Source organism: Streptomyces sp. NPDC058619 (assembly GCF_042717785.1).
Classification (GTDB): domain Bacteria; phylum Actinomycetota; class Actinomycetes; order Streptomycetales; family Streptomycetaceae; genus Streptomyces.
In genome coordinates this window covers 1-22,778 of sequence record NZ_JBHXQN010000020.1, presented here as the reverse complement: position 1 = coordinate 22,778, position 22,778 = coordinate 1, and the positions used below count along the sequence as shown (strand labels likewise).

Genomic DNA, 22,778 nt, shown 5'->3' with positions numbered 1-22,778 from the left:
AACGGGGCCGTGTCCAGGTACATGTCTGAACGGGGAGGACATCACCATGAGCGCGCACGAGCAGTACGACGAGATCGGCGAGGCGTACGAGGGCTTCAAGGCCCTGCCGTTGGAGCAGTACGCGGTGGTTCCCAGCTTCCTGGCCATGGTCGGGGACGTGAGCGGCGCGTCGGTGCTGGACCTGGCGTCCGGCACCGGGTTCTACAGCAGGGAGTTCATGCGGCGCGGCGCCGCGGAGGTGCTCGGCATCGACATCTCCGGCGAAATGGTCGCCGTCGCGCAGCAGTTGGAGGAGCACGAGCCACTGGGTGTGCGCTACGAGGTCGGTGACGCCTCCGAACTCCGCTCTTTCGAGCAGCCCTTCGACATCGGCCTGGCAGTCCAGCTGCTCAACTACGCGCCGGACTTCGCCACCACGGAGCGGATGTGTCGCAACGTGCACCGGAGCCTGCGGCCCGGCGCCGCGCTCTTCCTGCTCAACCAGTCGCCCGACTTCCGCTTCGACGGGCCGCCGCCGGACCGGTACGGCTTCCGCACCGAGCTCACCGGTGAGGAGGGCGAGACGGGACCCCGGGTGCGGACCACGGCGCTGCTCGACCCGCCGGTCTCCTTCGTCGCCAACCGTCCGCGCCGGGAGGTCTACGAGAAGTGCCTGCAGGCTGCCGGTTTCAGCGAGCTGACCTGGGTACCGCTGACCGTGTCGGAGGCCGGCCTGCGCGCGTTCGGTGCGGACTTCTGGGCTGACTTCCACGCCAACCCTCCGCTGGAGATGCTGCGCTGCCGAGCCTGACGTCCGGCTGGACGGCACGCCGGCCCGACCTCCGAGAACGCCCGCCCGGCCCCCGAGCACGCCCGCCGCGGGGTCGCGAGCCGCGCGGCGGGCTCAGGCGGCCTGCGAGGTCACGTGGTCGATCACCGTCCGAAATTCCTCGGTCGGCGAGAAGTCCACGTACTCCACGTCCTCGACCGCCTCCGGGGCGTGGCCGGGTGCCCAGTAGAACGCCTCACCGGCCGTGTAGTCCCGGGGCCCGTCCTTCGTGTGCATCCTGAGCGTGCCCTTGAGCAAATAGCCCCAGTGCGGGCACGGGCACAGGTCGTCCGGCAGCCCTTTCAGCGCCGGGGCCATCTCCATGCCCCGGGAAAGCCGCATGAAGGCGACGGAGAAGCCGCCGCCGATCTCCTTCATGCGCAACTCGACGCCGTCGGCCTCGATGGCCACGGGGGTCTGGTCGCGCGTGGTCGCCGTCATGGTTCCTCCACGGCCGTACGTTTCCGCTGTCCCGAGATCCTCCGGGTCCCCCGGCCCCCTACCAGTGTCCCCTTGCCCCGCCCGGCCCGCGCGGCGTACGGCCGGGGCTGCGGGGGTGCGACTCAGGCCGCCGCCCGTTCGGTCCCGCGCCCGGCCGAGGCCGTGTCCCGCCCGCGCCGGCGCCTCAGTCCCGGGAACGGGCCTGGCAGCGAAGCCCGCCCGCACCGGTCGCCAGCCGGCGGCGCGGACGTCCGGTCCCCGCCGCCGCGCGGTTGCGGGACGCGTTCTTCGCCCGGTCGGGTCAAGCGAAGGCGGGAGGGTGCCGCGAACGGCCCAGTACGGGGACACCGGGCAGGCCACCGGTGGACGAGGTGCATACGGTCGCTGCCAGACACATCGGCTCGCGAAGCCCGTGGAGGCATCATGTCCCGTCGGAGCCGCCGGCTGGTCGGCATCTGCGCCAGTACCGTCGCCGCCGGCCTCCTCCTGCTCTGCACCGGCGGTGACCCCGCCACACCGCCGCGAGGAGCCTCCGGCGGCGCCGCCTCCGGGACCGAGGTCGCGGTCGGCGCCTATCTCCACTACGGCTCGCCCGGCGTCGAGCGGATGCAGGAATTCTCGCGCTGGCTCGGGGGTACCGAGCTGCGGGCCGGGCACACCTACCTCCCCGGCGACACCTGGTCGAACATCGAGGGAGCACCCGACTCCCTGCGCAGCTGGGCGCGGTGGCGCAACGCCCGGGCGGACCGGCTGTTCGTCCTGAACGTGCCCATGCTGGAGGGCAACGAGGCCGGCGTCCCCGACGCCCGGGTCGCCGAGCTGATCCGCACCGGCGCGAAGGGCGGGTACGACCACCACTTCAGGCGGCTGGCGACGCGCCTGGTCGGCCTGGGCGTACCGGACACGGTGATCGTGCTCGGGTGGGAGATGAACGGCTTCGACTACACCCACCGGTGCCGGCCCGACCCCGCGAACTGGAAGGCGTACTGGCGGCGCATCGTGACGGCCATGCGCGCGGTGAAGGGACAGCGGTTCCGTTTCGACTTCGCCCCGAACCGCGGCGGCGACGCCATCGCCTGGACCCGGTGCTACCCGGGTGACGACGTGGTCGACGTCATCGGCATGGACACCTACGACCAGGCGCCGGGCCGTACCTTCGACGAGCAGGTCACCCAGCCCTACGGGCTCCAGCAGCAGGTCGACTTCGCGAAGGCCCACGGCAAGCGGATCTCGTACCCCGAGTGGGGGCTGTTCCGGAACGGCGACAACCCCGAGTACGTGCGCCGCATGCTGGCGTGGATCGCCGAGCACAAGCCGCTGTACCACAGCATCACCGACTACTGCCCTCACGGCGTGTGGCAGTGCGGGCAGAACCCGCGCTCCTCAGGCGTGTTCCGGGAGCTCCTGTCCACCGTCCCTCCGGGTCGCGGCCGACCGCACCGCGTCGACTTCGGTGCGGGCGGCGGCAGTTGACGCAGTCTGCTGGGGAATTTGGCGTGGAGGTGAGACGGTTGGCACCGTGCACGCTACGACGAGGGGCGAGGACACCATGGCGAACCGCTGGGTGGGGGTGACGGTCGACTGCGTCGACGTGGAACGGGTGGCGGCCTTCTGGAGCATTCTGCTGGACCGCCCGGCGGGTCCGTCCCGGCCGGGCTGGGTCTATCTCGGTCTACCCGGCGACCCGCAGCCCCGTCTGGTCTTCCAGCCGGTGGCCGAGCGGCAGATCGGCAAGGTGCGGCTGCATCTGGACGTCGCGGTCGACGACATCGACGAGGGCATCGCGCAGGTCGTAGCCCTCGGGGGGCGGTTCACCGGCGAGCGGCACGACTACGACGCGGGGGTGGTCGTCGTGATGGTCGATCCCGAAGAGCACGAGTTCTGCCTGGTCCAGTACTACCCGTAGGCCGCCGGGGTCAGTCACGATCGACGTGCCGGCGCACGACGGTGCCCTTGGCCGCGACCGCCCCGGCTGCGACCGGAGCGACAACCGAATTCGGGCCGGGGGCAGATGCTCCGCGTCCGGCACCGGACCTCGGGTGATGCCGGACACCTGCCCCGACCGTCGCCCCCCGATCCACCACGACACGGCCCCCAGACATGCGTGCGGGGCGTCACCGTACGCATGACCTCGACCCGGCCCGGGGTGTCGCCCTCGGGCACCGCCGGAGGCTGAACGAGCTACTTCACAGCTCCGTGGATGCCCCTCGGGATGCCCGTCGGGCAGGCTGGGTGGCGGAGGTGGTCGCCGTGACGCACGAAGATCCTGGGTCTCGTGCGCGAGCTGAGCGCCCACACCGCGTTGTGCGTCGACAACGCCCGCCGGTTCACCCGCGAGCACACCATCGCGGCGACGGTCCAGCAGCACCTGCTGCCGCGCGATCCCGCGGGGCAGAGCACCGTCGCGACGGCCCACCTGCACGTCCCCGGCGACGGCGGGGGCGGCGGCTGGTTCGACGTGATTCCCCTGTCGGGCGCGCGCACGGCCCTGGTCGTGGGCGACGTCGCCGGACACGGCATCCACACGGCGACCACGATGGGGCAGCTGCGCACGGTCGTCCACGCCCTGGCCGCCCTGGACCTGGAGCCGGACGAGCTCCTCGCCCGCCTCAACGACACGGCCGGTTTCCTGGCGGCGGAGCGGGCCGTCCGGCCCGCCGATGACCCGGCGTACCGGCAGCCACTGTCCGCGAGCTGTCTCTACGCCGTGTACGACCCCTTCCCGCGCACCTGCACCTTCGCGTCAGCCGGCCAGCCTCCGCGGCCCCTGATCGTCCACCCGGACGGCGCCACCGACACCGTGGATCTCGCCGACGGGCCCCCCTTGGGCAGCGGAGAGGGCTCGCCCTTCGCCACCACGACCGTCGAGCTCGCCGAGGGCAGCGTCGTCGCCCTGCACACCCCCCCGGTTCCTCTCCACGGACCGGACCGGTTCCCAGTCCACGGACCGGACCGGTTCCCAGTCCACGGACCGGACCGGTTCCGAGGACGCCCCGGGCCCTCTCCGCGATCTCCTCGCACGTCCCGGCCGCTCGCTGCAGGACCTGTGTGACGACGTCCTGTACGCGCTCGGCACCGGCAGGAGGGACGGTGACGCGGTCCTCCTGCTCGCTCGTACCGCCGCCTTCCCCGCCCGTTCCGCGGCCACCTGGCTGCTGGCCGACGACCTCACCGAGGCCGCCACCGCCCGCAGGCACACGCGCCGGACGCTGAAGGGCTGGAACGTGGACGAAGACACCGCGGCCGCCACGGAGCTGATCGTCAGCGAACTGGTCACCAACGCCCTCCGCTACGGGAGCCCTCCCCTGCGCCTGCGCCTGCGCCTGATCAAGGACCGCGCCCTCACCTGCGAGGTCCACGACGCGAGCACCACCAGCCCCCACCTGCGCCACGCCCGCACCGCCGACGAGGGCGGCCGGGGCCTGTTCATCGTCGCTCAGCTCGCCGAGCGCTGGGGCACCCGCTACACCGCCTCCGGCAAGACGATCTGGACCGAGCAGAACCTCGGCTCCTGACCCCTGCGGGTGGCCGGACGGCGCCTCCCGGGGTGGGGCGCATCCTCCGTACGGCCGGGTCGGCGGTGGCCTCTCGGCCGTGGTGGCGGCCTTCGCCCGGCACCTACCGTGAAGGACGCGGAGCAATGACTTCCGCCGCGCCCCGGTCCCGTCCTCACAGCCAGGAGTACGTGGTGTCCCCCCAGATCATCGACATCTCACTGCCCAGCACCCTGCAAGCCGCGGGCCAGGCCCGCCGCGCCCTGAGCACGTGCGTGAGCGACCGCGATGTCGCCGACGAGGGGTCGCTGTTGCTCTCGGAGGCGGTGGCCAACGCGGTGGAGCACACGGAGAGCGACCGTCTGCGCCTGGTCATCCGGCACGACACGGCGACGGGCGCACTCATGTGCACCGTACGGGACGCGAGCGCGGAGGTGGCTGGCCCCGCCGCGGGCCCCGCCGGGGATCCGGGCGCGGGCTCGGCCGCGGGCTCGGGCGCGGGTCCGGCGGGCGCGGCCATGGACAGCGCCGCGCGCGAGTCCGGCAGGGGCCTGGGAATCATCGACGCCCTCAGCGCGGCCTGGGGCATCAGCACGGACGGCTTCGGCAAGTGGCTGTGGTTCTGCCTCGACGGCGCGGCCGGTCCCGACCGCTAGGGGTGTGCCTCCGGCCCGGACCGTCCCGCCCGCACCGGGCGGGTTCCGTACCCTGGCGGCATGCGCATGCGCCCCACCCTGAGCTGGACGCCGACCGGGGACCTCCGGCCCGGCACCACCGATCCGGAGCCGGTCGCCGCCGCGCTGCGGGCGGGCGGTGTGCTGGTGCTGAGCGGAGCCGGCCTCTCCACGGAATCGGGCATCCCCGACTACCGGGGTGAGGGCGGGAGCCTGCGGCGGCACACGCCGATGACGTACCAGGAGTTCACCGCCGACGCCCGGGCCCGGCGCCGGTACTGGGCGCGCAGCCATCTCGGCTGGCGGACGTTCGGCCGCGCCCGGCCCAATGCCGGGCACCGGGCCGTGGCGGCGTTCGGGCGGCACGGCCTCCTCGCGGGGGTGATCACCCAGAACGTCGACGGCCTGCACCAGGCAGCCGGCAGCGGGGGCGTGGTGGAACTCCACGGAAGCCTGGACCGGGTCGTCTGCCTGTCCTGCGGCGCCTTCAGCGCCCGCCGTGAAGTCGCCCTGCGCCTGGAGGAGGCCAACGCGGGCTTCGCGCCGGTGGCCGCCGGACTGAACCCGGACGGTGACGCCGACCTCACCGACGGGCAGGTCGGCGACTTCTCGGTGGTGCCCTGCTCGGCGTGCGGCGGCGTCCTCAAGCCGGACGTGGTGTTCTTCGGCGAATCCGTTCCGCCCCGGCGGGTCGAGCACAGCCGCGAGCTGGTCGCCGCGGCGTCCTCGCTGCTCGTCCTGGGCTCGTCGCTGACGGTGATGTCCGGGCTCCGGTTCGTCCGCCAGGCGGCCCGGGAGGGGACGCCCGTACTGATCGTGAACCGGGACCCGACCCGGGGCGACGAGCACGCCGTCACCCGGGTCGCACTCCCCCTGGGTACGACGCTGACCGCCCTGGCCGACCGGCTGGACGTCCCCGTCGACGACGCGGCGACCCCCTGATCCCCGGCCCGGGCGGTACTCGTCGGGCAGTTTCCGTCGGTGCCCGTGGGGTCGCCCCCGGCCTCGCACGGGCGCCCCGGCGCGGAGGACGACGGGGTGGCGGGTACGGACGCCGTCACCGCCGCATATGGGAGCTGTAACGGTCCGCGCGGGGGTGTGAATCCGCGGTGGGGGCGGGCTTCCGCCGAGCGAGCCCGGCCGGTACGGCCCCCTGGCGGATGCCGGGCGCCGGACCACGTCCCCACGCGGCGCACCGGTGCGGCCGCCCGGCCCGGGGGCTGAGACCGCCCTCGCGCTTCTTACGGGTGACTTCCGGGGCAGGCTGCGCCGCGGCGTGCCGTGCGGGTGCTTGGCTGCCTCGTATGGCCCGCTTCCGTACGTCCCTCAGCCCGGCCCGGTTCGCCGGCGGCCTGTCGCTGGTCGTCGCACCGTTCCTGTTCACAGCGGTGGGCACGGCGCAGGCGGACCCGGCGCCGCCCCCGTACGCCGGTACAGCCGGCCACGGCCCCTGTGACGTCGTGAAGCCGACCTCGGGCCTCGTCTGCGTACCGGCGCCCACACAGTGCTTCACCGCTCCCTGCCCCCAGTACGACATCGTGCCCGCCGTACCCGGCCCGGCCGCAGCGCCGGAGCCGACCCCGTCCGAGCCCACCCCGTCCGGGCCGACCGTGCCCGACGGCACCGCGCCCGCACGGTAGAGGCACCCCGCCCGGCCGCCCCGGCCACCGCTCGATCCCCGCGCCGCCGGGAACCCACGGAGACTCATGTCCACGTCCGCCGCCCCCGAAGCCACTGCCACCACGCTGCTGCGCAACCCCCGGCTGTGGGTGGTGCCCACGATCCTCACGGGACTGCTGGCCCTGCTCCTGTCCCTGCTCTACATGGGCGGCGTCGTCAACCCCAACGCGGACCTCCGCGAACTGCCCGTCGCCGTGGTCAACGAGGACCGCGGCGCGCCGCCGCCCGGGCAGCGGGAGAACCTGGGTGCGCAGATCGCGGCCGCCATCGCCGCCGACAGCGCGGGCGGCAAGGCCGACTGGCGCACGCTGACCCGGGCGCAGGCCCAAGACCAGCTCGACTCGGGCAAGATCTACGGCGCGCTGGTGGTACCGGCCGGCTTCACCGACTCCGTCACCGCGCTCACGACGCCCCGGGCCACCCGGCAGCCGACGATCACCGTGCTCACCAACCCCGGAAAGGGCAGCCTGGGCTCCTCCCTGGCGAGCCAGATCACCACGCAGGCCGCCCACCGCGCGTCCGGCACCCTCGGCCGACAGCTCACGGCCTCCGCCGGCGCGCAGGCGGACGCCGGCGCGCAGGCGGACGCCACCGCGCGGCTGCTGCTCGCCGATCCGGTCGACGTCGTCACCCGGGTCGGCCATCCGATCGGCGCCCACAGCGGGCTCGGCCTCACCGCGTTCTACTACACGCTGCTGCTCGTGCTGGCCGGTTTCATGGGCGGCAACGTCATCAGCAACGCGGTCGACACCGCCCTGGGCTACGCCGACAACGAGATCGGTCCCTGGCACACCCGACGCCCGACCGTACCGATCAACCGCACGCAGACCCTGCTGCTGAAGATGCTGATGACCGCGGGCATCACGCTCGTCAGCACCTCTCTGGTGCTCCTGTCCTGCGTCGTCGTCCTGGGCATGGACGCCTCCCACGTACCGCTGTTGTGGGTCTACTCCTACTGCGCGGCCCTCGCCGTCGGTCTGGGGGTCCAGGCCATCAACGCCGCGTTCGGCGGGCTGGGCCAGCTGGTGTCCATGTTCGTGTTCATCGTGCTGGGCCTCCCCTCGTCGGGCGCCACCATCCCGCTGCAGGCCGTTCCGGGGTTCTACCGCTTCCTGTCCCACTTCGAGCCCATGCGGCAGCTCGGCGACGGGGTCCGGGCGATCCTGTACTTCGACGCCCGGGGCGATGCCGGGCTCTCCCGCGCCTGGGTCATGATCGCGATCGGTACCGTGCTCGCCCTGGTCTTCGGCTTCGCCATGACCGCCTACTACGACCGCAAGGGCCACAAGCGCCTCACACCACAACCCGCCTGACCCCGCCGGGGGGAGCGGAGCGTCCGGAGGACCCGGACCCACCGCGTCAGCCGCGCCCCAGCGCGCGCAGGGCCTTCCGACGGTGGCTCAGGGCCAGGTTCACCGAGTCGGTGCTGCCCGCGTGACGGAAGTGGTCCACGGCCCGCTCGTTGACGGCCACGGCCTCTTCGTACCGCCCCAGGTCCACCAGGAGGCCGCCGAGGATCAGCAGGGCGTTGCCCACGCCGTGGCCGTCCCCGGTGTCCCGGCAGAGTTCCAGGTACCGCTCGAAGGTGGGGACCGATTCCTCGTACTGCCTGAGTTCCAGGGCCAGGACGCCGAGCCGGAACAGCGCTCCGGCTTCGCCGGCACGGTCCTGTCGGGCTCGGAACAGCTCCGCGGCCCGCCGGTAGGCCGGGAGGGCGTCCGCGGGCCGGCCCGTCTTCTCCAGCGTCTGGCCCAGGTGCAGGTGGAGCTGGCACTCCCGGTCGCGGTCGTCGGTCCGCGGGTAGACGACGGCGGCCCGCCGGTAGGCGGTGACGGCCTCCTCGTCGCGGTCCACGGACCGCAGGGCGCGGCAGAGGTTGAGGAGCGCGGAGCCCTCCAGGTCCGGAAGGTCGAGTTCCCGGAACACGGTGACCGCTCGCAGGTACGCGGCGATGGCCTCTTCGAACCGGCTCTGATCCAGGTACTTCTCACCCATGCGGTACAGGGCCGAGCCCTCGCCGCGCAGGTCGTCCGCCTCCCGGGAGCAGGCGGCGGCCCGCTGCAGGACCGTGTACGAATCCGCGTCCCGGCCCGCCGCGGAGAAGGCACTGCTGAGGTGGTGGAGGATGTCGGCCTCGGCGCGGCCGTCGCCGCTCGCGCGGTGCATCTCCGCCGCCTCGGTGTAGACGGGGATGGCCTTCTTCGGTTTTCCCTGCCCCGCCAGGCCGCGGCCGACGAGGGTGAGGGCGCGGGCCTCCCGTGGGCGGTCGCCGGACCTCCGGAAGATCTGTGCGGCGTGCCGGCCGGCGGTCACGGCGTCCGCGGGCCGCCCCAGCTGGAGCAGGGAGAGGCCGAGTTCGCCGTACGCGGAGCCTTCGGCCCGGACGTCGCCCGCGGCGCGGAACGCGGTCACCGCCCGTTCGCGGGCGGCAACCGACTCCTCGACGCGGCCCAGTTCCGTCAGGGCGGATCCGAGCCGGTTGAGCAGTTCGCCCTCCCTGTCCCGGTCGCCGGCCGCCCGGAATCCGGCGGCGGCCTGCTCGCACACGGGCACGACCTCCGCGTGCCGGCCCTCGTACTCGAGGACCAGGGAGAGCCGGAGCAACGCCTTGAGCTCGCTGTCCCGTTCGCCGGTCTCCCGGTGGACCGCGATTTCCCGTTCGATCACGGTGACGGCTTCGGCGCACCGGTGCACCCGGGCGAGATGGATGCCGAGGTTGCCCAGTACGACGCCCTCGCGGACGAGGTTGCCCACCCTGCGGTAGCCCGCGAGGGCCTGTTCGCAGGCGGCGACGGCCTCCTCGAACCGCCCCGCCTCGACCAGGGCCTCGCTGCGGTTGGCCAGTGCGTGGGCCTCTTCCTCGTGGTCCCCGCTCTCCCGCAGGAGCGCGGCGGCTTTCCCGCAGGCGGTGGCGGCTTCCGCGTACCGGCCCGTCTGCGTACAGGCGTTGCCGAGGTTAACCAGCGCCGAGGCCTCACTCCTGCGGTTGCCCAGCTCGCGGGCGAGGACCGCGGCCCGCTGCAAGGCGTCGACCGCCTCCTCATGACGCTCGGCGCGCAGCAGGGCGGGCCCGAGACGGCCGAGCACCCAGTGTTCCTTGCGGCGGTCTCCGATCTCCTGGAAGAGCTCGACCGCACGCCGCGAGGCGGCGATCGCCTCGTCGAGCCGGCCCGTCTCGTACAGGGCGTCCGCCAGATTGCTGAGCGAGTCCGCTTCGCGGCCGCGGTCACCGCGCTCGTGGTAGAGGGCCGCCGCCCTGCGCGTGGGGGGGATGGACTCCTCGTACCGCTCCTGACGGAGCAGGACGTTGCCCAGGTTGTGGAAGGGCGAGCCGTCTCCGTTGCCCTCGCCGCCCTCCTCGGAGAGGGCGGCGGCACGCTGGCTGACGTCGGCTGCTTCGTCGAACCGCTTGGCGGCCGTCAGCGCGTTGCTCAGGTTGGTGAGCGCCGCGATTTCGAAGACGCGTCCCCCGCCGCTCCCGAAGACGGCCACGGCTCGTTCGCAGGCGGTGACGGCCTCGTCGCCGCGGCCCTCGGCGGCCAGGGCGGTACCGAGGTTCGTCAGCGCGGTTCCTTCCAGGGCGCGGTCTCCGGTCCTGCGGAAGTGCTGGGCGGCCCGGCCGAAGAGGGCGGCCGCGTGCCCGGAGCTCCGCAAGCCGGACATGGCCTGGGCGGACATGAGGAGCAGTTCGGCCGCGCGGCGGCGGTCACCGGCGTCGAGGTGGTGGGTCGCGGCCCGCTCCGCCGCGGTGACGGCTTCCTCGAAGCGCCCGAGGCGGGCCAGGGTCTGGCTCACCCGGCCCAACGACGCCGCGTGTTCGCCGAGTTCGACGCCGGAGGTCGTCTCGGCGAGCAGCCGGTACAGCTCGGTGGCCTCGCGGGTGGCGGCCAGGGCCTCTTCCCGGACGTCGCTCGGGTCCTGCGCGAGCCGGCTGCGTACGTCCGCGTGCTCGGGGAGGTCGACGGTGGGATGGGCGAGCGCCAGCCTCTCGTACAGTTCGGCGGCCTCGCGCGTGACGTCCAGGGCCCGCTCCTCGTGGCCCAGGGCGAGGAGCAGGGTGCCGAGGTTGTTCAGGACCTTGGCCAGATCGAGGCAGTGGGCGGCGAAGTCGGTGTCGGCAAGCCGGCGTTGGATGACGACGGCTTCCTCGGCCTGGGCGAGGGCCTCGTCCCCGCGGCCGAGGTCGGCGAGGAAGGCCCCCAGGTTGACCAGTGCCGCCGTCAGGTCGGGCTGGTGGGCGTCCGGGTTGGCGTCCGCGAGCTGCCGGTACAGGTCGGTGGCCACTTCCGTGACCTCCAGGCCCTCCTCGGACCGGCCCGCTGCGCGCAGCGCGATCCCGAGGTTGGCGAGGGACATCGCGAAGTGGTGCCGCTGGGCGTCGGGGTCGGCGTCGGCAAGGCGCCGGTACAGCTCGGCCGCTTCCTCGCTGGCGGCCAGGCCCTCCTCGGTGCGGCCCGCGTCGATCAGGCGCAGGCCCAGGTTGGTGAGCAGCCCGGCGCGGTCGGGCCGGTACGCGGGGTCGGCGTCGGACAGCCGCCGGTACAGCTCGGCCGCCTCCTGCGTGGCGGCCAGGGCCTCCTCGCTCCGGCCGTGCCGGGACAGCCGGCTGCCGAGCCCGGTCAGCGAAGCCGCCAGGCGTTCCCGGTGGGCGGCGGGGTCGGCGTCGGCCAGGCGGCGGCTGGTCGCCGCGGCCTCCTCGGCCACGAACAGCGCCTCCTCCCAGCGGCCCGCGGCGGCCAGCCGGTCACCGAGTGCGCCGAGGGAGTTCGCCAGGTGGGGCAGGTGGCCGGGGTCGTCCGCGGCGAGCTCGCGGTGCAGGCGTACGGCTTCCTCGGCGGGGGCGACGGCCTGCTCCCGGCGGCCCGCGTTGGCCCGGCGCCACGCCAGCGTGGCGTACAGCGCGGCGCGTCGGCCGGGGTCCGCGGTGGCGGCCAGCCGGTGGGCGATCAGGGTTTCGACCACGGCGAGGATTCCGCCGTCCAGGTCCGCGTGGCGGCCCGGGGGCAGGTGGGACTCGACGGCTTCCAGGACCGTCAACAGGTCGGGGTCGATGCCTCCTCCGGCGCCGTCGCCCGCGTCGGCGAGAGCGGCGAGCGTGGTCAGGGCGGGGCTGCCGGCGGCTATCGCGAGGGCGGGTGCGGAGCGCAGCAGCGGGTAGAGCACCCGCTCGCCGACGTGTCCCCAGCGGGCGGCGGCGGACGCGAGGAACGTCACGGCCCGCGGGGCCACGGCGGGGCCCAGGTCACCGCCCAGCAGGGCGGCCGGTACACCGCTCGCCCAGGGGTCGGGGTCGTACGCGCTGATGTCGTGCCCGGGGGTGAGCAGGCCGAGGAAGTCCTCGGCGAGCCGGTCGGGGTAGAGCGGTTCCAGGACGAGTTCGCGGTCGGCGGGCGGGTAGCAGAACCGGTGGTCGAGGAGGAGGTCCAGCGGGTGACCCGGCAGGTCGAGGGTGCGCAGCGCCTGTACCCCGGTGGCATGGCCGACCGCTCCGGTGAGGGCGGCGGTGAACACCGTCTTGGCCATGACCGCGGGGCGGGTCCGGTAGTCCTGCCCGAGGCTGCCGGCGTCGAACAGCTTTTGCCACGACCAGTATTCGCGGTCCAGGAGGTACGCCGACAGGTCGTGCGGCTCCGCCAGGGAGGGCCGCTCGCCGCGGGCGTGCGCGTCGACGGAGACCAGGGCGGCCATGTGCAGGTTCAGCGTCAGGCCGAAGGGGCTGCGGTCCAGGGAGGCGGGCGGTGCGGCGCTCGCGGCGCCGGGGAGGTCGTACAGGTCGCTCGCGGCGTAGCGGTCGCGGGCGGCGGTGAACATCCGCAGCCGGTCCGTGTCCAGGGAGGGGAGGAGCAGGTCGGCGCCTGCGGCGCGGCGTTCGGCGAGCTCGCCGCGCAGGGCGGCGAACCAGCGGACGGTGCGGCCGATCAGGAGGATCCGCGTGGGCCGCTGCCGGTGCAGTTCGGGCTCGGACAGCAGGCGTTGCAGCTCGCTGTGGGCCCAGCGGTCGGCGTAGTCGACGACGAGCAGTACGCCGGCCCCCTCCTCGGGCGTGGCGGCCGTGGGTCCCGGGGTGGGGGCTGCGTCCCGGAAGCCCGCCTGCAGGACCTGCCACCGCCCGGTCGCCGGCAGGTCCGGGCTGCGGGAGTGTTCCGCGAACTCGGTGGCGAGCCGGGTCTTGCCCTCGCCGCCGGGGGCGTGGAGCAGCAGTACGGAGAGCCGCGCGTCCCGTGCGTCCCGCCACTGCCGCAGCCGCTCCAGTTCGGCCGTCCGGCCGGTGAAGGGGACGACGTGGCTGCGCGCGTCGAGGAGGCGGCTGGGCTGCGCCATCAGCCATGCGGTGTCCGGGGTGGCCGGAGGGGGTAACGGCTCGATGGTGGGCAGCCGCGACCCGTAGTGGTGGTGGACGGTCGCCGTCGCGTACGGGCCCTGGGCCGCGGCCGCTCCGGGGGCGACGTGCTGTACGTAGCGCGGCTCGCTCAAGACTCACCGAGGGGTGCCGGGCCCGCCGGACCACCGGGCGCGTAACGGTGGTGGTGGACGGTCACGCTGGCCCCCGGTCCCTGGGCGCCCGCGCCGCCGTCGTGGATCACCTGGCTGTAGAAGCCGCCGCTTCCCGTCCTGCGCAGTGCCGCGCCGAGGGCGCGGATCTCGCCGTCGGCGCCGGGCCGCCCGGCGATCAGTTCGCGCAGCAGGAGCTCGTACTCGGCCGAGCGGTCGGCGCCGGCCTCCATGGCCGCCCCGAGCCGGGCTGCCCACGCCTCGTGCGCGGCGCTCAGGGCCGACTCGTCGCCCTGCTCGCAGGCGGCGAGGACGGTCTGCCGCGCCTGCTCCAACTCCGCTTCGGCAGCAGCGGCTTCGTCGGCCCGGCCGAGTCCGATCAGGCGAACGAAACCGCGCTTGGTGTGCGTCCACGCTTCCGTCGTCATCGCGGTGACGAGCGTGGTGGCGGCGGTGGCGGCCACGGCCGCGACAGCAGGATCCACGGCGCTTCCCCCTCCAGAGGCACTCGGCTGGTCCGAGGCCACAAGTCTGCCATCGGGCCTCCCCTCATGGCTTGGATCACTTCAAGCCGTTCTGGCTCACGCGGCGGCCGTACGAGCCCCTTCGCCGCCCCGGCACGGACCCCGGCCGGGGGCTGCGCACCGCGGCGCCCGGCCCCGTCCGCCCCTCCGGGAAGACCCAACCCACCGGTCTTCGTGAGGCTCTTCATACCCCGGTGCACCGGGTGGCGACCAAAGAGCAATAGAGCAAAGACTTCCAATTACCCATAAAACAAAACCGTCTTGACGCAGGAACAAACTGGTTGACTGGTTTACTTCCCCTGGGTTCCACTACATTGACCCCGGACAAGCAGCCGTCGACGGGGAGAAGAACGTGGCCAGGGTCAGGCAGGAGCGGGCCGAGATCACCCGGCAGGCCATCCTCGATGGCGCCGCCGTGGCTTTCGACCACTCCGGATTCGACGGCACGAGCCTGAGCGACGTCGTCCGGCACGCCGGGGTCACCAAGGGCGCCCTCTACTTCCACTTCCAGTCCAAGGACGCTCTCGCCCGGGCCCTGATGGACGAGCAGTTCCAGGTCTCCGAAGGCGTCGGCGCCATCGAGGACCCGGGGTTGCAGACCGTCATCGACCTCACGCACCAGATGGCTCACGCCCTGCGCACCAATGCCCGTGTCCGCGCCGGAATCCGCCTGCTCGTCGAGTTCGGCTCCTTCACCGACCCCGACCCCTCCCCCTACAACTCCTGGATCGACACCTGCCACCGCTGCCTGGAACCGGCCCAGGAACGGGGCGACATCCACCCCGCGCTCGACACCCACGACCTCTCCACGTTCCTCGTCGGGTCGTTCACCGGGATCCAGGTCACCTCACACGTCCGCACCGCACGCGGCGACCTCCACGCGCGCGTGGTCGACCTGTGGAACTACCTCCTCCCCGGCATCACTCCCGCCGACCGCGTCCCCCTCCTCGATCCGGAGGGCTCACCCGATTGCCGGGCCCGGCTCGGTCTCCCCGCCGCCCCCTCGTCAGCCGCAGCCGGCTGACCCCAGATCCAGGGCGGCCTCACCCACGCCGCGGCGAACCACGGGGGTGCTCACCACAGCGTGAGAGAGGCCGCCCTGTCCCACCCTGAACGCCCCGGGGCGCACGTCCGGATCGGCGCGCGCGTCACCTCTCCGGCCCCGGGCCAGAGCCGAGGGGCTTCCCACCGCGCGCCAGGCCCTCGAGCCTGGCGTCGACGTCGATCGGCCGCTGCCCGCTGTCCTGCGCCCACGGTCGATCGCTCCGCGCACGGCGTCGACGCACGCGCCCCACTCGCCCCAGGCCGTACGCCACTCCGCTCCGACCTGCTGTGACTCCGCCCACCCTCCCTTGACCGCGGAACGAAGGGTTACCTAAGTTCGAGGGCATGAGCCCGCACCGCCCCACGCCTCCCGCCGACCCGTCACCCGGATCCGCCAGCTCCGGAACGGTCGACTTCACCGTCGACCTCACGTCCCAGGAGGTACTGCGCCGGGCCCAGGTGATGGCCGCGCTCGGACCCGACTGGGACCCGATCGAGGTGCTGCGCGGCGAGGAGGCCGCGTACGACCTGCTGTACTCGGGCCTCGACGCGGAGCAGCAGCGGCTGTACGACGACCTGGTCGCGGCCGGGGTCCTCCCGCGGCGCGGGGGCGGCCATGCTGCCGCTTGACCCGCAGGCCGACATCGGACGCCGCGCCTGGGTGGCCTGCCCGAACTGCCTCGACACCCGTGGGTGCGCACCGTGCGAGGAGCGGCGGGCGTGCTCCGCGCACTGGCGCTACCTGCTCTCCAACACCGGCAGCCTGCTGCACCTGCAGTGCCCCGGCTGCACCCACGTGTGGGTGCACGAGAGCGGCTTCGGGGCCACACGGTCCGTGTGGAGCCGCATCACGAGCGGCCTGCCCCGGTTCTGACGGGCGCAGCCGCCCCGCCGGTGCCACTGGAACCCGGCGCGCCCGACACGGCCCCCTTCCCGCCCCGCCCTCTCATCCCTCCGCGCTCGTGGCACGGCCCTTTCCGGCGGGCCTCAGACGTATGGTCGCGTGACGAATGAGACATAACGGTCACGGGAGGCGGCGCGGTGAAGCGTTTGGGACGGCAGGGATTCAGGATGGCCACGGTCGCGGCGGTGGCGCTGGCCGGTCTGGCGGGCCTCACCGCGGCGTGTGCGCCACAGAGCGAGCCGAAGGCCCTGGGACCCTCCGCCGGCACCGGCAGCGCCGCGCCCACCGGCTCGGGGGAGCCCACCGGCACCGCAGTGGCCCGGCGACCGCTCCCGGCCGACGTCGAGCGGAAGCTGCGGGAGGCGGTCGACGCCGCCTGGCGGACGAACAAGGTGCCCGGGGTGCGCGCGGACGTGAACGTACCCGGGCAAGGGCGAGTGGGGCTATTCCGTCGGGGCGGCCGACCTCGAGACGAAGCAGCCGATCGGCCTCGACGACAGAGTGCGCATCGCCAGCATCACCAAGACCTTCACCGGCACGGCCGTGCTCCAGCTCGTGCGCGCCGGCAAGCTGCGCCTCGACGACCCCATGGACACGTACGTCAGCTGGCCGAACGGCGGCAACATCACCATCCGCCAGCTGCTGAACATGACCGCGGGCATCTACAGCTACACCGACGATCCGGCCTGGCTGAAGCGGTACACCGAGCATCCTGACGCCCCGTTCCGCACGCAGGACGCCCTTGACATCGCGCGCCGCCACGCGCCGCACTTCGCGCCGGGCAAGGGCATCCGGTACTCGGACACGAACTACGTACTGCTCGGCGACATCGTGGAGAAGGTCGGCGGGAAGCCGCTGGCCGAGTGGATGCGGGCCGACATCGCACGGCCCCTGGGCCTGACCGCCACGAGCTACCCGACGGACTCCGACATCCTGGAGCCCTTCGCGTCGGGGTACACGGCGGGGCCGGACGGCGCCATGGTCGACACCACGCGCTCCAACCCCTCCTACGCGGCGGGCGCGGGAGCGATGCTCTCGAACCTCGTGGACCTTCGGGCCTGGGCCCGCGAGGTCGCGACCGGCGACAAGCTGCTCACCCCCGAGCTCCAGCGGCAGCGGCTCCGGTTCGTCCCGATCGCCACCACACCGGTGCAGGTGTCGTACGGCCTGGGCATCGGGTCGTTCGACGGGTGGATCGGGCACAACGGGACGATCCTCGGCTACAACACGGCGATGTTCTACGACCCCAAGAGCCGCGCCACCGTGATCGTGGAGATGAACCGGTCGTTCGCGACGCTCGACGAGGACCACGCCACCGAGCTCTTCCTACAGCTCGCGAAGATCATCACGCCGGGGACGTGAATCTGACTGCGAGGCGGAGGAACGCGCACGCGGCCCCGGCAGGGCCGGATGGGCCACGGCCCGCCGCAGGCGGCCGTGTCGCCCTCGCCCATGGTCAGGTCCCTGCCATCGTGGGCCACCGCGCTCCGTCTCCCCGGGAGGTACCTCCGTGTCCCCACGCCCGTACGGCCACGACCGCCGGATCCGCCCGTCGCTGCGCCTGGTCGCGGCGACCGCCGTGTGCGGCGCGCTACTCGGCGGCCTCGCCCAGCCCGCGCAGGCCGGAGAGGACCGCGATCCGCCTCCCGGCGCGGCCTCCCTGCGGCAGGAGCTGCGGGACCTGGTGGCCACCCCGGGTGGTCCTCCCGGTGTCATCGCGGTCCTGCAGGACCGCGACCGTACGGAGGTCTACCGAGCGGGCGTGGCCGACGTGGAGAGCAACCGGCCTCCGAAGGCGGGCGACCACATGCGGATCGCCAGCGTCGCCAAGGCCTTCAGCGGGGCGGTGGCGCTCCGGCTCGTCGACCGCGGCGGGCTGCGCCTGGACTCCACCATCGGGGAGGTGCTGCCGGGCCAGCCGGCCGCCTGGCACCGGGTGACGCTGCGACAACTCCTCAACCACACCAGCGGACTGCCCGACTACTCGGGCTCCCAGGGCTTCATCGACATCATCTCCGCCGATCCGCGCCACCGCTTCGACTCCCGGCGACTGCTGGGCTTCGTGGCCGACGAGGACCTCGAGTTCCGCCCCGGAAGCCAGTACCGGTACTCCAACTCCGACAACATCGCCGTCGCGCTCATGGCCGAGGCGGTCACGGGACGCCGGTACGAGGGACTGCTGCGCGAGCTCGTCTACGAGCCGCTCGGCATGGAGCGGACGAGCCTGCCCCAGGGGTACCGGCTGCCCGTTCCCTTCCTCCACGGCTACCAGGTCGCCCCGCCGGCCGAACCCGTTGACGTCAGCGAGGCCGTGAGCGCCTCCGGGGCCTGGGCCGCCGGCGGCATCGTCTCGACGCCCAAGGACCTGACCAAGTTCATCCGGGGCTACGCGGGCGGCGCGCTCGTCTCGAACCGGACCCGTGAGCAGCAGTTCAGGTTCATTCCCGGCGCCCTCTCCCAGCCCCCCGGCCCCGGCCGCACCGACGCGGGACTGGCCATCTACCGCTACACGACGCGCTGCGGGGTGGTGTACGGGCACACGGGCAACACCCTCGGATACACGCAGCTGGCGGCGGCCACCGCGGACGGCAGCCGCTCCCTCACCTTCTCGATCACCACGCAGACCTCGCTCACCAACTCCCCCGAACTGCTGGCGCGCGTCCGCGCCGTCCAGGAGGACTTCGTGTGCGCCCTGCTGCGCAAGTGACCGCGGAACCCGTGCGGGTCCCGCGGGTTCACCCGATGGCGTGAATGCCCGGACCCCGCGATCCGGCGACCCCGCAGGGCCCTGCCGGAGCTCCGGCCTTTCGGGCAGGGTGAGTTGACACGTCGCGGGGCATGCCGGAGTCAGCTGCCCCGCCCCCGCCGCCTGCCATGATGGGCGGGCGGAGGGGACCGCCCCTCCGCGGCAGCGAGGGAGGGCAGGGTGTCGGAACCCCAGAGCGCGAAGGGCCCCAAGGTCCCGCCGAACCACCCCCCGAAGACCCCGCCGCCACCGAAGCGGCCGGTCGAGGCCCCGCAGCCGAGCGCGGATGCGAAGGCGGACCCGTCGGCGCTCGCCCGCCCGGACAGCGGCCGGACGGCGGCCCGGGACCGCGTACGGATGACCGTGCGCAACCGGCGCGCGGCCAGCTGGACCCTCCCCGCGGACCGCTGGGCCGCCGGCAAGGCGGCGACCCGCGTCATCGGGACGGTGCGCGGCTGGGGCTACGAGCACCCGGGGCACGAGTCGATCGGGCGGTCCGTGGAACTGCTGGTCGGCGCCGCCGTCGCGGACGGCGGCAAGCGGGTCAGCGTGCACGCGGCCGACCAGGACGACATGATCCTCATCGTCGTGCTCAGCCACCGCGCCGGACCGGCCCCGGACGACGACGCGTTCCTGACCCGGATCGCCGCCGTCAGCGGGACGGCGAGCTGCGGCAGCGACGCCGGCGAGGACGGCCGCCGCGTGTGGAGCCTGCTGGACACCCGACCGCGCCGGTTTTCCGGCGCCGCGCCCGCCGGGCGGCCCGGGCAGGACTGAGACGGCCGGCCGGCCGCACGGCTCCGTACCGTACGCCGCCTGGCCGGTCCGTACCCTCAAGCCGCCTGGCCGCTCTGGCGGAGGTTGTCCTGGGTGACCATGGGCCAGCCCGCGGCTTGCCCCTCACGGAGGCCGGCCGCGACCGAGGACTTCCCGAGGTGCTGTTCCCGGTCAGTACGAAGAGCCGGGTCTCCGGCGTCCCACCATCATCCGCCCGCACTGGCTGCCGCTCCGCCTGGGAGCAAGCGCCGAAGGCGGCGTAATCTGGTCGAACCGCCACAGAAAACACACGGAACGCGCCGTACGCGCAGGTACCGCGCCCCCACCGCGAACGATCCAGGGAGGCGGCGCGTGACCGATCCGTTCGGCTTCCTCAGGATCCCCCGCAAGCCGGTCCCGGCCCGACCCGCGGAGGAGCGGCTCGGCGACTGGCACGAGGTGTACGCGGGCCAGGCGCTGCTCCCGTTCGTCTCCCGGCAGGCCGACCGCTGCATGGACTGCGGCATCCCGTTCTGCCACGCCGGCTGCCCGCTGGGAAACCTCATACCGGAGTGGAACGCGTACGCGGCCAGGGGCGACTGGCAGGCCGCGTACGAGCGGCTGCACGCGACGAACAACTTCCCCGAGTTCACCGGCCGGCTCTGCCCGGCGCCCTGCGAGGACGCCTGCGTGATCGCGATCAACGGGGATCCGGTGACCATCAAGAACGTCGAGCAGGCGATCGCGGACGAGGGGGAGCGCCGCGGGTACGCGGCGCCGCGGCCGCCCGAGCGGCACAGCGGCAAGACCGTCGCCGTCATAGGGTCCGGACCGGCCGGACTGGCCGCGGCGCAGCAGCTGACGCGGGCCGGGCACGCCGTGGTCGTGCACGAGCGAGCCGACCGGATCGGCGGTCTGCTGCGCTACGGCATCCCCGAGTTCAAGATGGAGAAGGCGCACCTGGACCGGCGGATCGAGCAGATGCGGGCGGAGGGCACGGGGTTCGTGACGGGTGCGGACGTCGGGGGCGCGACGGGCGCGGCCGAACTGCGGAGCCGGTGCGACGCCGTCGTGGTGGCGGTCGGGGCCGGTGAGCGGCGGGAGCTGCCGGTTCCGGGACGGGCGTTGCGCGGAATCCACCAGGCGATGGACTACCTGACCCTCGCCAACCGGGTGCGGGAGGGCGACCACGCCCGGTCGCCGGTGACCGCCGAGGGCCGGCACGTGGTGATCGTCGGCGGGGGCGACACCGGTTCCGACTGCCTCGGCACGGCCTTGCGGCAGGGTGCGCTGTCCGTGGTCCAGCTCGACATCAACCCCGAGCCCGGGCCCGGCCGGGCCGACGGCGAGCCCTGGCCGGTGTACCCGAAGGTGTACCGGGTCTCCCACGCCCACGAGGAGGCGCGCGGGCGCGAGGGGTGCGACCCCCGGGCCTTCTCCTGCGCGACCCTGCACTTCGAGGGGGACGCTTCGGGCCGGGTACGGGCGATGCACCTGACCGGCGTCGAGCCGACGGCACGCAAGCCCCTGGCCGGCACCGACCGGGTGATCCCGGCCGGGCTCGTGCTGCTGGCCCTGGGGTTCTCCGGTCCGGAGCGCAGCAGCGGTCTGGACGAGCAGCTGGGGCTGGAGCGCGACGCACGCGGCAACTTCGCCCGCGACGCCGCCTTCGCGGCGGGCGGCGGGCGGGCTCCCGGCGTGTTCGTGGCGGGGGACGCGGGGCGCGGCCAGTCCCTGGTCGTGTGGGCGATCGCCGAGGGCCGTGCGGCGGCCGCCGCGGTGGACCGGTACCTGACGGGTTCGACCTGCCTCCCGGCCCCCGTCGCCGCCCACGACCGGCCCATGACGGCACTGGGCCGCATGCGCTACGGCGATTACTAGCGGGGGCGGGTCGGGGGGTGTCCTCGGCCGGGCGGGGCGGGGTACCGTTCGGAACGCGCGAAACATGTGAAACGCCGCCGCGTGCAGAACGCGCCGTAGCGGGTAGACGCAGCCCATGATCACCTCCATGACTCTCGCTGCCGACGGTTCGACGTCCCTCTTCCTCATCGCGGCCGGTGTCGTAGTGGCCGCCCTCCTGATCGGCGCGTTCTGGTACGGCAGTCGGCGCGCCGCCAAGCTCAAGGACCCCGGTGCGCGACCGGCGGATCAGAGCCCCCAGGCGCAGGCCCGCCAGGACTCCTGGCAGACCCCCGACGAGGACCCGGACTCGACCCGCCCGCGCCCCTGACGCGGTAGGCCCGCTCCCCGTCGCCGCCTCCACCCGCACCGGCCGGTTTCCGTGCACGAACGACGCGAGGTGACACGGTGTCCCGGCGGCGCGAGCCTGATGCGGACCAGGGCGGGCCGACCGGTGCGAGGAGCAGTGCCATGGACATACGGAACACACCACCGGCGCGGGACACACCGCCGGCGCGGGCACCTGCCACGGCCGGTTCGCCCTTGTCTGGGGCCCGGGTGCTGGTGGTCGGGGCGACCGGGGTCCTGGGCGGCCTGGCTGCGCGGGAGCTCGCCGACCGGGGAGCCGTCCTCGCGCTCGCCGGTCACACACCGCGGGCGCTCGCCGAGCGCGGGGCCGGGCTGGGCGACCGGCCGGTTCGCCGGATCGACGCGTACGACCTCGACGGGTGCGCCGCCCTGGCGCCGTGGGCCCGCGCCGAACTCGGCGGGCTCGACGGCGTCCTCGTCACGGTGGGGGTGGCGGCGTTCGGCCGGGCCGAGGAGCTGTCCGACTCCGTCGCGGAGCACCTGTGCGCGGTGAACTTCCTGTGCCCGGCCGCCGTACTGCGCGGCGCCACGTCCCAGGTGGCCCGGGGTGGCTTCCTGGCGGCGGTCACCGGGGCCGTCGTGGACACGCCCATGCAGGGCATGGCCGACTACGCGGCGGCCAAGACCGCGCTGGGCTGCTGGCTGGGGGTACTCGCGCGCGAGACGCGCGGTCGGCACCTGCGCGTCCTCGACTTCCGGCCTCCCCATCTCGACACCGGCTTCGCCGACCGGCCGGCGGCGGGCCGGGCACCGTCCCTGCCCCCGGGCGGAGACCCGTACGAGGCGGCCCGCTCCATGGTCGACCGCCTCGAAGGCGCGCAGTAGCCCGGCCGCGAGAAATGCACGCCGTACGGGTCCTACGCGTACGGGCTGTCGGCGCCCGCGGCCGCCGGCCGGGGCGCGCGCGCCGGGCAGCAGCCCACCGCGCACAGGTCGTGGCTCGCCCC

General features: G+C 73.8%; 20 protein-coding genes and 1 pseudogene. 18 read left to right on the top strand and 3 right to left on the bottom strand.

The features are described from left to right. The first annotated feature begins 46 nt into the window (after positions 1-46). Positions 47-790 carry a class I SAM-dependent methyltransferase gene (locus ACFWTC_RS20600; RefSeq protein WP_383924889.1) on the top strand — a complete coding sequence of 248 codons (744 nt, stop codon included), beginning with the start codon at positions 47-49 and terminating at the stop codon, positions 788-790. A gap of 93 nt (positions 791-883) precedes the next feature. On the opposite strand, the gene ACFWTC_RS20595 is transcribed toward ACFWTC_RS20600, so the two are convergent. After that, positions 884-1,249, bottom strand: coding sequence for a hypothetical protein (locus tag ACFWTC_RS20595; protein ID WP_383924892.1), 366 nt, complete (start codon positions 1,247-1,249; stop codon positions 884-886). 423 nt (positions 1,250-1,672) lie between these two features. Between ACFWTC_RS20595 and ACFWTC_RS20590 the strand changes: the two genes are divergently transcribed. From ACFWTC_RS20590 to ACFWTC_RS20555, 8 genes are all read left to right on the top strand, one after another. Next, positions 1,673-2,722 carry a glycoside hydrolase family 26 protein gene (locus tag ACFWTC_RS20590; protein WP_384074306.1) on the top strand — a complete coding sequence of 350 codons (1,050 nt, stop codon included), beginning with the start codon at positions 1,673-1,675 and terminating at the stop codon, positions 2,720-2,722. Between the two features lie 76 nt (positions 2,723-2,798). After that, positions 2,799-3,155: a VOC family protein gene (locus ACFWTC_RS20585; RefSeq protein ID WP_383924946.1), complete on the top strand. Its 357-nt coding sequence runs from the start codon at positions 2,799-2,801 to the stop codon at positions 3,153-3,155. A gap of 369 nt (positions 3,156-3,524) precedes the next feature. Next, positions 3,525-4,301, top strand: a complete 777-nt coding sequence (locus ACFWTC_RS20580; protein WP_384074303.1) for a PP2C family protein-serine/threonine phosphatase — start codon at positions 3,525-3,527, stop codon at positions 4,299-4,301. Continuing rightward, positions 4,285-4,764 carry an ATP-binding protein gene (locus tag ACFWTC_RS20575; RefSeq protein WP_384074358.1) on the top strand — a complete coding sequence of 160 codons (480 nt, stop codon included), beginning with the start codon at positions 4,285-4,287 and terminating at the stop codon, positions 4,762-4,764. The genes ACFWTC_RS20580 and ACFWTC_RS20575 overlap by 17 nt, the downstream gene beginning before the upstream one ends. A 173-nt stretch (positions 4,765-4,937) precedes the next feature. Continuing rightward, the gene (locus ACFWTC_RS20570) at positions 4,938-5,399 is read left to right on the top strand and encodes an ATP-binding protein (RefSeq protein ID WP_384074301.1); all 462 of its coding nucleotides are present in this window, start codon (positions 4,938-4,940) and stop codon (positions 5,397-5,399) included. A gap of 60 nt (positions 5,400-5,459) precedes the next feature. Next, the gene (locus ACFWTC_RS20565) at positions 5,460-6,359 is read left to right on the top strand and encodes an NAD-dependent protein deacetylase (protein WP_383924901.1); all 900 of its coding nucleotides are present in this window, start codon (positions 5,460-5,462) and stop codon (positions 6,357-6,359) included. Positions 6,360-6,721: 362 nt separating this feature from the next. Continuing rightward, positions 6,722-7,057, top strand: coding sequence for a hypothetical protein (locus ACFWTC_RS20560; protein WP_384074300.1), 336 nt, complete (start codon positions 6,722-6,724; stop codon positions 7,055-7,057). 66 nt (positions 7,058-7,123) lie between these two features. Then, the gene (locus ACFWTC_RS20555; RefSeq protein WP_384074297.1) at positions 7,124-8,410 is read left to right on the top strand and encodes a YhgE/Pip domain-containing protein; all 1,287 of its coding nucleotides are present in this window, start codon (positions 7,124-7,126) and stop codon (positions 8,408-8,410) included. Positions 8,411-8,456: 46 nt separating this feature from the next. Here the strand turns inward: ACFWTC_RS20555 and ACFWTC_RS20550 are convergent, their stop codons facing one another. Together ACFWTC_RS20550 and ACFWTC_RS20545 are read right to left on the bottom strand one after the other, a co-directional pair. Then, the gene (locus ACFWTC_RS20550) at positions 8,457-13,571 is read right to left on the bottom strand and encodes a tetratricopeptide repeat protein (protein WP_384074295.1); all 5,115 of its coding nucleotides are present in this window, start codon (positions 13,569-13,571) and stop codon (positions 8,457-8,459) included. Beyond that, entirely contained in the window at positions 13,568-14,074 is a 507-nt protein-coding gene (locus ACFWTC_RS20545; protein WP_384074292.1) for a hypothetical protein, read from the bottom strand. Before ACFWTC_RS20545 ends, ACFWTC_RS20550 begins: the two co-directional genes overlap by 4 nt. Positions 14,075-14,465: 391 nt before the next feature. On the opposite strand from ACFWTC_RS20545, the gene ACFWTC_RS20540 reads away from it, so the two are divergent. The 9 genes and pseudogenes from ACFWTC_RS20540 to ACFWTC_RS20500 all read left to right on the top strand — a co-directional run bounded on the left by ACFWTC_RS20540 (position 14,466) and on the right by ACFWTC_RS20500 (position 22,656). Further along, the gene (locus ACFWTC_RS20540; protein WP_383924917.1) at positions 14,466-15,137 is read left to right on the top strand and encodes a ScbR family autoregulator-binding transcription factor; all 672 of its coding nucleotides are present in this window, start codon (positions 14,466-14,468) and stop codon (positions 15,135-15,137) included. Between the two features lie 365 nt (positions 15,138-15,502). Continuing rightward, positions 15,503-15,787, top strand: a complete 285-nt coding sequence (locus ACFWTC_RS20535; protein WP_383924920.1) for a DUF6400 family protein — start codon at positions 15,503-15,505, stop codon at positions 15,785-15,787. Continuing rightward, a complete protein-coding gene (locus ACFWTC_RS20530) occupies positions 15,774-16,031 on the top strand; it encodes a hypothetical protein (protein WP_383924923.1) in 258 nt (85 codons plus the stop codon). Before ACFWTC_RS20535 ends, ACFWTC_RS20530 begins: the two co-directional genes overlap by 14 nt. Positions 16,032-16,520: 489 nt before the next feature. Then, positions 16,521-17,423, top strand: a pseudogene (locus ACFWTC_RS20525) (serine hydrolase domain-containing protein); the annotation flags it as partial. 148 nt (positions 17,424-17,571) lie between these two features. Continuing rightward, positions 17,572-18,768 (top strand): serine hydrolase domain-containing protein, encoded by a 1,197-nt coding sequence (locus ACFWTC_RS20520; RefSeq protein ID WP_384074289.1) that lies wholly within the window; start codon positions 17,572-17,574, stop codon positions 18,766-18,768. Between the two features lie 219 nt (positions 18,769-18,987). Beyond that, positions 18,988-19,584, top strand: a complete 597-nt coding sequence (locus ACFWTC_RS20515; RefSeq protein ID WP_383924930.1) for a hypothetical protein — start codon at positions 18,988-18,990, stop codon at positions 19,582-19,584. A 351-nt stretch (positions 19,585-19,935) separates the two neighbouring features. After that, positions 19,936-21,444 (top strand): glutamate synthase subunit beta, encoded by a 1,509-nt coding sequence (locus tag ACFWTC_RS20510; RefSeq protein ID WP_383924933.1) that lies wholly within the window; start codon positions 19,936-19,938, stop codon positions 21,442-21,444. Positions 21,445-21,571: 127 nt separating this feature from the next. After that, positions 21,572-21,793, top strand: coding sequence for a DUF6479 family protein (locus tag ACFWTC_RS20505; protein ID WP_383924936.1), 222 nt, complete (start codon positions 21,572-21,574; stop codon positions 21,791-21,793). A gap of 140 nt (positions 21,794-21,933) precedes the next feature. Beyond that, entirely contained in the window at positions 21,934-22,656 is a 723-nt protein-coding gene (locus ACFWTC_RS20500) for an SDR family NAD(P)-dependent oxidoreductase (RefSeq protein WP_384074286.1), read from the top strand. The last annotated feature ends 122 nt before the right edge of the window (positions 22,657-22,778 follow it).